Source organism: Levilactobacillus spicheri DSM 15429 (genome assembly GCF_001435095.1).
Taxonomy (GTDB): Bacteria; Bacillota; Bacilli; order Lactobacillales; family Lactobacillaceae; genus Levilactobacillus; species Levilactobacillus spicheri.
In genome coordinates this window covers 187,967-200,805 of record NZ_AZFC01000035.1, presented here as the reverse complement: position 1 = coordinate 200,805, position 12,839 = coordinate 187,967, and the positions used below count along the sequence as shown (strand labels likewise).

Annotated in this window: 9 protein-coding genes; 8 read left to right on the top strand and 1 reads right to left on the bottom strand. The window is 53.5% G+C overall.

Annotated features, from left to right (window positions below):
- Positions 1 to 8: 8 nt before the first annotated feature.
- Positions 9 to 989 carry a glycoside hydrolase family 43 protein gene (locus FD37_RS09820; RefSeq protein WP_045808175.1) on the bottom strand — a complete coding sequence of 327 codons (981 nt, stop codon included), beginning with the start codon at positions 987 to 989 and terminating at the stop codon, positions 9 to 11.
- Between the two features lie 273 nt (positions 990 to 1,262).
- Here FD37_RS09820 and FD37_RS09815 point away from each other — a divergent pair, with 273 nt between their 5' ends.
- From FD37_RS09815 to FD37_RS09780, 8 genes are all read left to right on the top strand, one after another.
- The gene (locus tag FD37_RS09815) at positions 1,263 to 2,153 is read left to right on the top strand and encodes an ArsR/SmtB family transcription factor (protein ID WP_045808176.1); all 891 of its coding nucleotides are present in this window, start codon (positions 1,263 to 1,265) and stop codon (positions 2,151 to 2,153) included.
- Between the two features lie 197 nt (positions 2,154 to 2,350).
- Positions 2,351 to 3,871 carry an alpha-L-arabinofuranosidase C-terminal domain-containing protein gene (locus FD37_RS09810; RefSeq protein WP_056965025.1) on the top strand — a complete coding sequence of 507 codons (1,521 nt, stop codon included), beginning with the start codon at positions 2,351 to 2,353 and terminating at the stop codon, positions 3,869 to 3,871.
- 187 nt (positions 3,872 to 4,058) lie between these two features.
- Complete coding sequence (locus tag FD37_RS09805; RefSeq protein ID WP_045808178.1) at positions 4,059 to 5,135, top strand: GntR family transcriptional regulator; 1,077 nt, start codon at positions 4,059 to 4,061, stop codon at positions 5,133 to 5,135.
- A 347-nt stretch (positions 5,136 to 5,482) separates the two neighbouring features.
- Complete coding sequence (locus FD37_RS09800; protein WP_056965023.1) at positions 5,483 to 6,856, top strand: MFS transporter; 1,374 nt, start codon at positions 5,483 to 5,485, stop codon at positions 6,854 to 6,856.
- A gap of 27 nt (positions 6,857 to 6,883) precedes the next feature.
- Positions 6,884 to 7,780 carry an AraC family transcriptional regulator gene (locus FD37_RS09795; RefSeq protein ID WP_056965022.1) on the top strand — a complete coding sequence of 299 codons (897 nt, stop codon included), beginning with the start codon at positions 6,884 to 6,886 and terminating at the stop codon, positions 7,778 to 7,780.
- The gene (locus FD37_RS09790) at positions 7,781 to 10,147 is read left to right on the top strand and encodes a hypothetical protein (RefSeq protein WP_056965020.1); all 2,367 of its coding nucleotides are present in this window, start codon (positions 7,781 to 7,783) and stop codon (positions 10,145 to 10,147) included.
- A gap of 327 nt (positions 10,148 to 10,474) precedes the next feature.
- On the top strand, positions 10,475 to 12,079 hold the full coding sequence (locus FD37_RS09785; protein ID WP_056965018.1) for a xylulokinase: 1,605 nt from the start codon (positions 10,475 to 10,477) through the stop codon (positions 12,077 to 12,079).
- 22 nt (positions 12,080 to 12,101) lie between these two features.
- A complete protein-coding gene (locus tag FD37_RS09780; protein WP_056965016.1) occupies positions 12,102 to 12,836 on the top strand; it encodes an L-ribulose-5-phosphate 4-epimerase in 735 nt (244 codons plus the stop codon).
- The last annotated feature ends 3 nt before the right edge of the window (positions 12,837 to 12,839 follow it).

Below are 12,839 nucleotides of genomic sequence, written 5' to 3'. Positions count from 1 at the left end.
CAAGCCGATTATTTATAGTTGTAAGGTACTGGTTTGCCAAAGTTTGGCGTGCCATCATCGTTCCAGGTGAAAGGTTGAACCATCGTGTGACGGTTTGGATCGTACAGTGGGTCACCCTTGATGTCGGTGTAGTTCCGGCAGTGGTAGACCAAGATGTCGGTCTTGTCGTCTTCGGCCACCGTAAAGGAGTTGTGACCGGGACCGTATTGGTGAATTGGCATGTTGCTTTGGAAGACGGGGGTCTTGGACTTGCTCCAGTTAGCGGGGTCCAACAGGTCAGCGTTCTCGTCGACCGTTAACATCCCCATCGCGTAGTTCTCATCGGTAGCGCTTGCAGAATAGGTCAGGAAGAAGCGACCGTTCCGGTGTAAGACGGCAGGACCTTCGTTGACCCAGAAAATCTTGGTTTCCCAATCGTATTCTGGCTTGGTCAACATAACCGGCTTGGTCTTAAGCGTCCAAGGGTTTTCCATTTCGGCGATGTAGATGTTGGAGTTCCCTTTGATAGCGGGATCCTTTTGGGCCCAAACGTAGTATAACTTGTTTTGGGCCTCAAAGACCGTGGCATCCAACGCGAAGGTGTCTAGCGGTGTTTCAATCTGCCCGTGTTCGATCCAGTCTGCTTCGTCACGCATCGGATCAGGATTGTCGCACTCGATGCAGTACATCCGGTGTTGGAACATTCCGTTGTGGTCGAATTCCTTGGTGTGGGAAGCGGCAAAGTAGATGAACCACTTGCCATCGATGTAGTGCAGTTCGGGCGCCCAGATCAATTGACTCATGGCACCGCTACCATCTGGATGTTTGCGCCAGATGGTCCGGGGAGCTGCGTTGGCTAAGCCGTTTAAGGTTTTAGCCCGCCGAATCTCAATTAAGTTGTAAGCGGGGACCGAGGCAGTAAAGTAGTAGTAACCATCGGTGTGTTTGTAGATGTAAGGGTCAGCCCGTTGGACAATCAATGGGTTGACGTAATCAGTTGCTTGTACCATAAATGTCGTCTCTCCTTTGTCAAAAATGAAAATAATTTGTAAGGACTTAAAAATTGCTAATTCCAATAAATCCTAATAAATAAGTACAATTGCAATATACGACCGTATGAAAACGTTGTCAACCTTTTTGTTAATCTTTTTACTTAAAATAGCCAGAAAAACGACTGGATTAATGATATGATTAACTGTATCGAAACGATATCGTACGATACGATACTTTGATTAATGATTTTGTAAATGTAAGCCATTTAAAGTTGGGAAGGAATGGTGAAAATGCAACTAGATATTTCAGACGACTCGCTCAATGTTTATGAAGCGCTGGCCAGTTCGGTACGATTACGCATCATCCGGCTGTTGTCTAAGGAGCCCATGAGCGTCCAAGAATTGGCCGAAGCCCTCCAGCTAAGTAGTCCCATCGTGACGAAACATCTTAATAAACTCCAGGCGGCGGAACTCATCACGAGTGAACGAGTAGGGCATAAAAAAGTTTCTTCGTTGCGGGTTGATACCATTGCCGTTAAGTTTCCCCGGCAAATCTACCCCAAGTTTAAGGTTCATAAGAATATGATTCCCGTGGGACACTACACGGAATATCATGTCGAGCCATCCTGCGGTTTGGCAGGGCCTGAGGGCTATATTGGCAAGGTCGATAATCCCAAGTACTTTATGTTTGCCGACCGGATGAATGCCGGTATGATTTGGTTCAATAAGGGGTTTGTCGAATACCAGACGCCTAACTTTGTGGGGGAACGCGAGCAACTTGAGATGTTAGACCTATCGATGGAACTCGGATCAGAATTTCCGTTTTCCAACAATACGTGGCCGTCCGATATTACCTTTTCCATCAACGGGCATGAACTGGGGACCTGGCGGAGTCCTGGCGATTTCTCGGATATTCGGGGAAAGTACACACCGGATTGGGTGCCGGATAACGTGAACCAGTACGGTATTCTTAAAATTTTACGGGTAACGGATCACGGAACTTACTTAGATGGCCAACCCTTTACCAACGTTTGTCTCAACGATTTGCCAATCGACGAAGACGTTTGGACGGTCCGGTTTGAGGTGAAACAAGACGCTCAGCAGTCCGGTGGTTGCACGATTTTCGGTAAAGGATTTGGCAATTATAATCAGAACATCGAATTATCTGCCTACTATAGTTAGTTGTTCAATAAATGATTGTTCTTTTTAATTATTTGTTTGAAAACGCTACCAAAACGCGTTAAACTTTGGAATAAATTGAGGTTGCTTGCCCACGGTGATAGGTTCGTCTGCGGTTGAGCGCGGAAAATACCGGCTAAAATGGGGAACGGTCTCAGTTTAAATGTAGATAAACAACTGACTAAGGAGGACTTAACGGAATGACGACGTTACATATCTATCAAGAGCAGCACTTCGATGTTCGCCCACAACTTTTTGGCTCATTCTTGGAACACATGGGAACCGTTATCTATACGGGGATTTATGAACCCCAACACCCGACAGCAACCACCGAAGGATTCCGCGGGGACGTGTTGAAACTCGTTCAAAATCTAGGCTTAAAAACGGTTCGCTATCCCGGTGGCAACTATACGTCGAGTTATCATTGGGAAGATACCATTGGACCGAAAGCGGCTCGGCCTAAACGGATGAACTTGGCCTGGCAGGCACTAGAGACCAATCAATTTGGGTTAGATGAGTTCTTTCAATGGTGTGAACAGGCGCAAATTGATAATCCGATATTAACGGTGAACTTAGGAACTCGTGGGATTGACGATGCGCTCCACGAATTAGAGTACGTGAATGGCCAGTTAGACACTGATTGGGCCAATTTACGACGGAAAAATGGTCATGCGGAGCCCTATCACGTGAAGTATTGGTGCCTTGGAAATGAACTGGATGGCCCATGGCAAGTGGCCAAGAAGACACCGGAAGCCTATGGTGCACTTGCCAACGAAACCTCGAAGGCCATGAAGCTGATGGATCCATCCATTCAGACGATTCTCGTGGGAAGTTCGACGCCCCGGTTAAATACCTATCCTTCTTGGGACTTTAAGGTGTTAATGGAAGCCTACGAAAACGTGGACTACATTGCCATGCACGATTATGTAGACCGTGGGCAATCGGAAACGTTGGATCAGGATGACCGGCGTGATGAGGATGACTTGCCAACGTACTTGGCACGCTCACGGGAGTTCGATAAGCAAATTGATGAAATTGAAACGATTGCGGATGCCGTTAAGGCGTTAAAGCGAAGCGACAAGGTCATGAAGATTTCCTTCGATGAATGGAACGTTCATCGACCGTCGCTGAAACCAACGCAACCGTGGTCACAGCACAACCCGGTTGATTGGTGCTACTTTAATTTAGCAGATACCTTGTTATTTGGCTCCATGGCTTTGGCAATCTTGCGTCATGGGGATCGGGTCAAGCTGTCCTGTCAGGCATTGCTCGTTAACACGATTCCGCTGATCTTGACGGATGAGGGGGGTCACGCTTGGGCGAACCCAACGTACTATGTCATTCAATCCCTGATTGCAAACCTCTCCGACCGGTCTAAGGTATTGGCGTCGACACTTTCTGATGGTGAACAATATTCGACGCCACGTTATCAGGATGTCCCGGTGGTCGACCAAGTTGTTCTGGATACGGGCACGGCTTACGTGGTCTACGCGGTGAACCGCGGCGCTAAGCCGCAATCCGTCACGATTGACCTGCCACAAGCGGTTCGGCAAGGGACTCAGCAGCAATTAACGGGCCAGTTGGACGACCAGAATACGCGGGAACGTCCTGATACGCTGACACTGAAAGCGGTCAGTGACTTCGATATTGCGGCGGGACAGGCTCAGCAATCGGCTACGCTGGCGGCTTATTCGTGGAACGTTCTAACGCTTAAGTATTAAGCATCATTTTTCGATAAATTTACTAAACGAGTGGCGCCGGCCAGGAATTGGCGTGGCGCTATTTTCATCGAATGATTTATCGAAAAATGATGAGATAATTATGTGACCAATTTTAACTATAAGAATATTTATTTGAAATGGGTCAATAAAACCGGTAGACTTAAAAGCAACTAATGAGGTGCACGCTATGGAGAATAAATATCAAAAAGTTAAAGACGGGTTAAAAGAAGACATCATTTCCGGGAAGTTCAAGGTCAACGATAAGTTACCGACGGAGTCCGAACTCATGCAACAGTATGCGGTCAGCCGTTATACGGTACGGCGGGCGGTCGGTGACCTCGAGAGCGACCACTTCATCTACCGGATTCAAGGGGGCGGGATGTTCGTTCAGGATTGGCACAAGGATTGGTCGACCCCGACGGATACCAAGCTGATTGGGGTCATCACCACTCACATCGCCGACTACATCTTTCCCAACATTATCTCGGGGATTGACCAGGTGTTGTCCCAGGCAGGGTACTCAATCCTGCTGAGCAACACCCACAACACCCACGCCAAGGAGCGCAAGAGCCTGATCAGCATGCTGGACAGCAAGGTGGCCGGTTTGATCATCGAACCGACCCAAAGTGCTTTGCCCAATCCTAATCAGGATCTGTATCAGGAAATTCGGGACGATGAGTTGCCGACGTTGTTCATCAACGCACACTATCCGTCCTATGATTTCCCCTACGTGGACACCAACGACCTGATTTCCGAACAGAACTTGGTCGATTATCTGTTCGACCTGGGTCACCAGAGTATCCTGGGGATCTTCCAGGTCGACGATATCCAGGGGGTCAACCGGATGAACGGGTTCGTACGGGCCTACCAGCAACGGCCGGAACTGTCCTACATGAGTAACATCATCATGTACCAGTCCGGCGAAGACTCCCAGAAGCTCTTCGAACGCATCACCAGCTACCTGAAGCAGGCCGATGCGCCGACCGCAATTGCCTGTTACAACGATCAACTGGCCATCGAGGTCATCGACTTTTTGAAATCGCAACAGCTGCGGGTGCCGGATGACATCTCGGTCGTGGGCTTCGATAACTACAAGATGGGTGAGTACTTCACACCGAGCCTGACCACGGTCAACCACGAGAAGGAACGGATGGGCGCCGACGCGGCGGGCATGCTGATCAAGTTGCTGAACCGCGAGAAGGTCGAGTCCATCACCTACGAGCCGGAGATCGTCAAACGTCACTCCGCCATTCAAAAAAATTAGGTCACTTAACCAAGGGTTCCGTCCAGTCGATTGATTGGGCGGAATTTTTTTGGCTGCCCCCGAGCGGATCGGGGCGCGTACGTCCCTAGAACCACAAGTGATTTCGTGAACAAATGGATAAATGGTCTAACCAGTGAGTGTGAGATTTTATAAACACATGATTAACAATCAGATTGGCAACGGTTTCAATTCAAGGTAAATTAAGGGCAGATAAAAGCGGGTGTAAGAACGATTTGACCTAGTCACGAGTTTTCGCTATCTTAAATGTAATCGGTTTCAAATTTACCGGGTCAAACCTTCCTTGGAGTCTGTTTTTATAAATATCATATTTTGAGGAGGAACTTATTGTGAAAAGTCAAATGGCTGAAGCAATTAAATCTGACGAAAAAGTGCCGTTTCACCGGATGCTCGCCTTCGCCAGCACCGATACCGCCGGGAACTTACTGTACACGACGGTCACGACCTTTATTCTGTACTACTACACCGACGTCTTCGGACTGACGGTGGCCGCTGCCGGGACCATCCTGCTGGCCGCCCGGGTACTGGATGCCTTCGATGCGCCCGTCTGGGGGTTCATCATCGACCACACCCACACGCGGTGGGGGCAGAGTCGCCCGTACTTCCTGTGGATGGCCTTTCCGTTCGCCATCTTCTTCGTTCTGATGTTTCTGAGTCCGGACCTGAGCCAGAGCGGCAAGTTCTGGTGGGCGTTAGTCACGTACCTGCTCTTCGGGATTTCCTATACCGGGGTCGGGACGCCGATTAGTTCGATCCTGCCGAACCTGAGTAATGATTCCGACGAACGGATCAAGTTAAACAGTGTCCGGATGATCGGGGGGAACATTGGGTACTTCATCACCGCCAGCTTCACGTTGACCTTCGTCGCCGTCTTGGGTGGCAACAACGAAACCGCTGGTTGGCGGAACACGGCGATTGCCCTGGCCATCGTCGGGTTAGCCCTGTTGATGTTCGCCTTCTTCGACACCAAGGAAATCAACACCGAACGTCAGAAATCCTTACCGATCATGGACAGTATCCGGGCCGCTAAGAGCAACTGGCCGTGGTTCATCCTGGTCATCGCCTTCATCTTCTACTGGTTAGGAAACGCGTCCCGGTCCGCCGTGGTCGTGTACTACACGCAGTACAACCTGGGCGTGAAGGGCTTTGCCTCCGTTCTGAACGGGCTGGTGATGTTCCAGATCATCGGGATGTTGTTGATTCCATTCCTCGTTAAGAAGTTTACTAAGACCCACGTCTTGATGTTCGGGCTGTGCCTGGCCGCCGTGGGACAGGTCATGATTTCCTTTACCGGCAAGTCCCTGGTCGCCTTAGGGGTTGCCTGGGCCATTGCCTCCGTCGGGACCGGGATCTCCGTTTCCATGCCGTTTGCCATGTTATCCGACACCGTTGATTACGGGGAATGGAAGAACGGCATCCGGGCCAGTGGGTTCTTGACCGCCATCGGGAGTTCGTTCGCCATCAAGATGGGGTCCGGCTTCGGTGGTTGGGCGCCATCCATGATTCTGAGCAATGCCGGGTACAAAGCCGGTGCGACCCAGACCGACGCCGCCTTAAGCGCCATTCGCTTCTGCATTAGCTACTTACCAGCCATCTTCTTCGTGATTGGTGCCGCCATCATGATCTTCTACGGTCGTTACGAAAAGAAGGAAACGGAAATTCGGGCAACCTTGGCTGCCAACCGGGAAGAAGTCGCTGACTAATTCTTGAAAGAATAGGGGGATGAGTGGATGTCACAACCGGAATACCTCTCAATCTCGTGTTTACCACTTCCAACGTTTATCGAAGGCGGGTACGTGACCTTTCATGCGGGTGATCGTCATCCGAATCGGAACAACTTGCAGTTCTTTATCCTGATGTTGATGGAAAAGGGACAACTGTACATTGCCGAGGACGGTCACAATTACACGGTCAAGGCCGGGGAGATGTTCATCCTCCAACCCCTGCATCACCACTATTCTTGGCACGTCATGACCGAAGACACGGCCTACTACTGGTTGCACTTCTACGTGACCGGTCGGTGGGAGCAGGCGCCGAACCTGGTGTCGATGGGCTCAGTGATCAACGTGCCGACGCTGCACCACTACACGCCGGTCGAGACGTTGTATCTGGCAAAACACGCCAAGATTCAGCATCCCCACCGCCTGGCCCAGATGACCCGGCAGATCTTCAAGAACAGTGAGGCCACCGAGTCGTACGGCTTCTGGCAGGCGCAGCAGCTGTTCATCGATATTCTGCAGGAGATTCAGGTCCAGTCGCAGCAGGAATCGGCCATGGTCCAACTGTCGAACCAGCTTCAGCGGTACCTGCGGGATCACTTTAACGAAAAGATCACCAGTGCCACGTTGAGTCGGGAGTTCCACTTCCACCCGAACCACCTGATTCGCACCCTGAAGGCCACGACCGGCCTGACGCCGACCGAATATCTGCGGCAGTACCGGATGGAAGAGGCCAGTAAGCGGCTGCTGAACACGGCCATGACGGAAACCGAAATCGCCGCGGCCGTGGGCTTTCAGAACATTTACTATTTCTCGACGGTCTTCAAACAATACACTGGCTTGGCGCCGACGCAGTACCGCCAGGCGCAGGCCCGACAGATTGCCACCAACCATGAGGAGTTGACGTAATTGGAATCAACAGCATTTAAACTCGATGTCAATCGTCGCGGGGACATCGTGAACCTACAAAATCTCGCGGATGATCACCGGATGAACTGGGTGGTCGACCCGGCTTACCTGGAACAGGTCGGGTACGCCGACCAGGATAAGCTCTTTGGGGAGTTTACCCTGACCGTCGATGGCCAGACCTACCGCAGTGCCGACGTGACCCCGACGGTCGCTGAAACGGCGGACCGGGTGACGGTGACCTACACCGTCGCCGACCTGACACTGACGGAAACGTACCGGTTGGTCGCTGACCAGGTCACCTGGGACGTTGATCTTCGCAATCCCCAGCAGCATGCCGTGACCATCACCAACCTGGGTGTCTGGGCGTCCTTGGCCTACGTGATGTTTCGGGACAAGAACGTTCACCGCAACATGGCCGATTCGGCCGCGGTCTTCCCCAGCATCTCGGCCAACTTCACGAAGCTGGCGGGGGTCCGCCGGGACAACCAGGGGCCGAACCTGGGGCTGTACCAGACGGCGGGCCACCTGCAGTCGGTCGGCACCTATAACGAATGGACCAACCGCTTCTTCGAGAACGTCTCGCCGTCGTTGGACGGCCTGCTGTTCCATCAGCTGATCCTCGCCGGGGGATACGCGCCGGGGATGGCGCCGAAGAACGACTGGATCTACGAGGCGGCACCCCTGACGGTGGCCGCGCAGGAGACGGTCCACTGGGCGTTTGCCCTCCAGGCCTTTACGACCCCGACGGACTTCCAACGGGTCGCCGGGACGAACGGTCACCCGCAGATCAGCTACGACCCGCTGCTCTTTACCGGTCAAATGACCAATATCACCATTCAGCTGCCAACGGGACACCACTTAGAACGGTTGGTACTGGAGCACCAGGCCAACGGGGAACTGGTCCGCCGGGACGTCACGGATGATTATCGTGACAGCATCCTCAAGACCCTGATCAGTGGGGTGGGGGAACACTGCCTGCGCCTCGAGCTAACCGATGGTCGGACCGACCTGGTCGTCTTTAACGTGATGGACTCGGTCCGCGACCTGATTGAGACCCGGGTCGACTGGTTGACGACCCACGCCTATAACGGCAAGGACCAGACGCCGCAGGACGCCTTCACGCCCATCTCAAACCAGGGGGAATCTCTGGGGAAGCTGAGCCTGATCCTGCAGGCTAACCTGTTGAACCGCACGGCCAAGACGCCGGAACAGGTCCAAAAGGTCGAGGCCAGCGCCGTAAACTACGTGAAGACCAAGTGGTTCACCGATGGCGACTTCCGACACCCGGTCAACCTGTACGGCGACTTTTACCGGGACATGGACTTCGAGTACATCGGCCACGTGTATTACCTCCTGGCCCAGTTCGATGAGCACACGCTGGCGTTGAACACCCCGGCCACCTACCTGAAGTGGGCCGCACAGGTCTTTAACCTGCGGGTCAACGCCGCCCTGCACGACTCGCCCCGGGCCAAGGAAGAGGCTCACATGTTAGGGGTCTACTTCCTCTACATCAACGACCTGTTGCGGGCCTTACAGACGCACGGACTGACCGATGAGTATCAGCAGATCAAGCAGTGCTGGCAGGACGCGACTAAACGGGTCGCCGCGCACAGCGCCGACTATCAGGCCGCGATTACGGAGCACTTCTACGACAACGCCGGCTTTGGTCCCGCCACCGGGGCCCTGGCCAACGCGGGGTACGTGGACGAAGCGCGGCGGTATGCCGAGTTGTTGAAGGCCAACATTGGTTACAGCAACGACTTCCGGAGCCAGGCACCCGATCGCTGGTGGGAGGCTCAGTCCTACATGATCCATTCGCTGTGGGGCGGGATTACTGCGGCCTCGGCCCTCGACGCCTACGAGGTCTTGGACGATACCGACCTGTTACTGGGGGCCTACCGGGCCTTCGTCGGGGTGCTGTACATGTACGACAGTCACGCCACGACCATCGCGAATCCGTTGGCCGCGGGGGAGGCCGCCTCGACCTACAGCATCGCCGGGCCGAACCTGAACCGGCCGGACCTGTCCCGGAACCGCTTTGGCCAGTCAACCTTTGCTCAGGATGGCGGCATCTATAGCCGCCTGTTCCCGGACGGGGATACCGGCCAGGCCGACTGGGACATGGGTGAGGAACTAGCGGCATACCTGACTGGCTTTGGCCAGACGGCGTACCTGTACGAGACGGCGACCGGCGAGTTAGCCGTTGTGAACGGCCGGCTCAATCAGCTGTCGCCGACCCGGTACGAGGTCACCAGTGCGGCGCCATACCCGCACGCCGTGAAGTTCGTTCATCGGCACCAGAGTTGTCAGACCACCGCGCCGACCGTGATTTACGATACGGAACAAGGCTTTTTGACGAAAGATTAAGGATTCAGGACTCTTTTCGCAAGGAAAGGGTTCTTTTTATTTGTACGGATAATTGGGGGTGGTGGCTGGCAATGCTTCACCGAATTTAAGGGGATAAGGCCTATGAATCGGCCTTTAAGTTATCTTATATATTTAAATTAATCGGCGATAATGATGTGACTAATCGTTGAAAGACAGCGGATTCAGCTAAAATAAGCAAACGAATTCATCGAAAAATAATACGTACAAATATAAAAATGGCTTGATTTATGCGAATAAAAAATATACACTTAGGTCATTGAGAGTTAGATATTTAAATCACGACTAGGTGATATGGAGGGTACGCAGATGAGCACCGAAAAAATTGCTCAGGATGTTGAAAGCGGTAACATCTCGCTGGGGATCGAGTTAGGATCCACGCGAATCAAGGCCGTTTTGGTAACACCTGATTTTAAAACCATCGCTGCGGGAAGCTATGTTTGGGAAAACGAACTGAAGGACGGCGTTTGGACCTATTCATTGGAAAAGGTCTGGGCCGGCATCCAAGCGAGTTACCAGGACATGGCTGCCGAAGTTCAAACGAAATATGGCGTCACGTTGACCAAGATCGGGGCTGTGGGAGTCAGTGCCATGATGCACGGCTACATGGCCTTCAACAAGGACGACCAATTGTTGGTTCCCTTTAGAACTTGGCGGAACAACATCACGGAACAGGCCGCTGACGACCTGACCAAGTTGTTCGACTTCAACATTCCGCAACGCTGGAGCATCGCGCACTTGTACCAGGCCATCCTGAACCAGGAAGATCACGTCAAGGACGTCAGCTTCCTGACCACGCTGGCCGGCTACGTTCACTGGCAACTGTCCGGTGAAAAGGTCGTCGGTATCGGGGATGCGTCCGGAATCTTCCCTATCGACAGCGCCACGAAGACCTACAACCAGGACTTCTTGGACCAGTTCCGGGGACTCAAGTCCGTGCGGCAATACCTCTGGAACATCGAGGACATCTTGCCGAAGGTCTTAGTGGCCGGCGAACCAGCCGGACACCTGACCACGGACGGGGCCAAGCTCTTGGACCCGCACGGCAACCTGACCGCTGGCAGCGTTATGGCGCCGCCAGAAGGGGATGCCGGGACCGGGATGGTCGGCACCAACGCGGTGCGCGAACGGACCGGGAACATCTCCGCCGGGACCTCGGCCTTCTCCATGGTAGTCTTGGACCAACCCATGAAGACCGTGCACCGGGATATCGACCTGGTCACCACGCCGACGGGGTTACCCGTCGCCATGGTCCACACCAACAACTGCTCGTCCGATATCAACGCGTGGGTCAACCTCTTTAAGGAATTTGCGCAAACGATCGGCGTTGACCTGAAGCCCGACGAACTCTACGGGGCTTTGTTCAATAAGTCGACGGAAGGCGATGCGGACGCCGGGGGCCTGCTGAACTACAGCTACCTGTCCGGGGAAAACATCACCAAGATGACGGCGGGCCGGCCATTATTCGTCCGGACGCCCAACAGTCACTTCAACCTGGCCAACTTCGTGAAGACGCAGCTCTACGCGGCCTTTGCCCCGTTGAAGATTGGGATGGACATCCTGGCCAACGAGGAACACATCCACTTGGATTCCCTGATCGCACAGGGGGGCCTGTTCCGGACGCCTAAGGTCGGGCAACAGGTCTTGGCCGACTCGTTGAACACGCCGATCACCGTCATGAGTACCGCCAGCGAGGGTGGCCCGTGGGGGATGGCCGTTCTGGGCTTCTACGTGCTGAACAAGAACGCCAACGAAACGTTGGAAGACTTCCTGGATCAACGAGTTTTTGCCGATCCAGAGAGCACGACGCTGGAGCCAAATCCAGCCGGCGTCAAGGGCTCAAACGCCTTTATCGCCAACTACAAACAGGGCCTGGCCATCGAAGGTCAAGCCGTGGACCGGTTAGCGGATTAATCAATAAAGGAGATTTTTGAACATGTTAGATAAATTAAAGGCAGAGGTTTACGATGCCAACATGGAATTACCCAAGTTAGACCTCGTGACCTTCACCTGGGGGAACGTCTCCGGGATCGACCGGGACAAGGGGCTCTTCGTCATCAAGCCTTCCGGGGTCGATTACAACGACCTGAAGCCCAGCGACATGGTGGTCGTGAACCTGAAGGGCGAGGTTGTCGAGGGCAACATGAACCCGTCCAGTGACACGCCGACCCACACCGTGCTGTACAACGCCTTTCCGAACATCGGGGGCATCGTGCACACCCACTCACCATGGGCCGTGGCGTTCGCCGCTGCCAAGATGGACATTCCGGCCATGAACACCACGCACGCCGACACCTTCTTCACGGATGTGCCCGCTGCGGATGCCTTGACGAAGGAAGAGATCGAAGAGGACTACGAAGGCAACACGGGGAAGACCATCGTGAAGACCTTCCAGGAACGCGGGTTGGATTACGAAGCCACCCCGGCCGCTTTGGTCAGCCAACACGGACCATTTGCCTGGGGGCCTACTCCGGCCAAGGCCGTTTACAACGCCAAGGTCCTGGAAGTCGTTGCCGGCGAGGATTACCACACGCTGCAGCTGACCCGGGCCAACTCCGAGTTACCGCAATACCTGCTGGATAAGCACTATTACCGGAAGCACGGGGCCAACGCCTACTACGGCCAAAACAACGCCAAGTCGCAAGACCACGCGGTGCGCGAAGACGATTAATTA

Excerpts from the sequence above, each read along its gene's own strand:
- FD37_RS09795 (WP_056965022.1), top strand. The coding sequence starts at position 6,884 with ATGTCACAACCGGAATACCTCTCAATCTCGTGTTTACCACTTCCAACG.
- FD37_RS09805 (WP_045808178.1), top strand. The coding sequence starts at position 4,059 with ATGGAGAATAAATATCAAAAAGTTAAAGACGGGTTAAAAGAAGACATC.
- FD37_RS09780 (WP_056965016.1), top strand. The coding sequence starts at position 12,102 with ATGTTAGATAAATTAAAGGCAGAGGTTTACGATGCCAACATGGAATTA.
- FD37_RS09810 (WP_056965025.1), top strand. The coding sequence starts at position 2,351 with ATGACGACGTTACATATCTATCAAGAGCAGCACTTCGATGTTCGCCCA.
- FD37_RS09820 (WP_045808175.1), bottom strand. The coding sequence starts at position 989 with ATGGTACAAGCAACTGATTACGTCAACCCATTGATTGTCCAACGGGCT.
- FD37_RS09785 (WP_056965018.1), top strand. The coding sequence starts at position 10,475 with ATGAGCACCGAAAAAATTGCTCAGGATGTTGAAAGCGGTAACATCTCG.
- FD37_RS09815 (WP_045808176.1), top strand. The coding sequence starts at position 1,263 with ATGCAACTAGATATTTCAGACGACTCGCTCAATGTTTATGAAGCGCTG.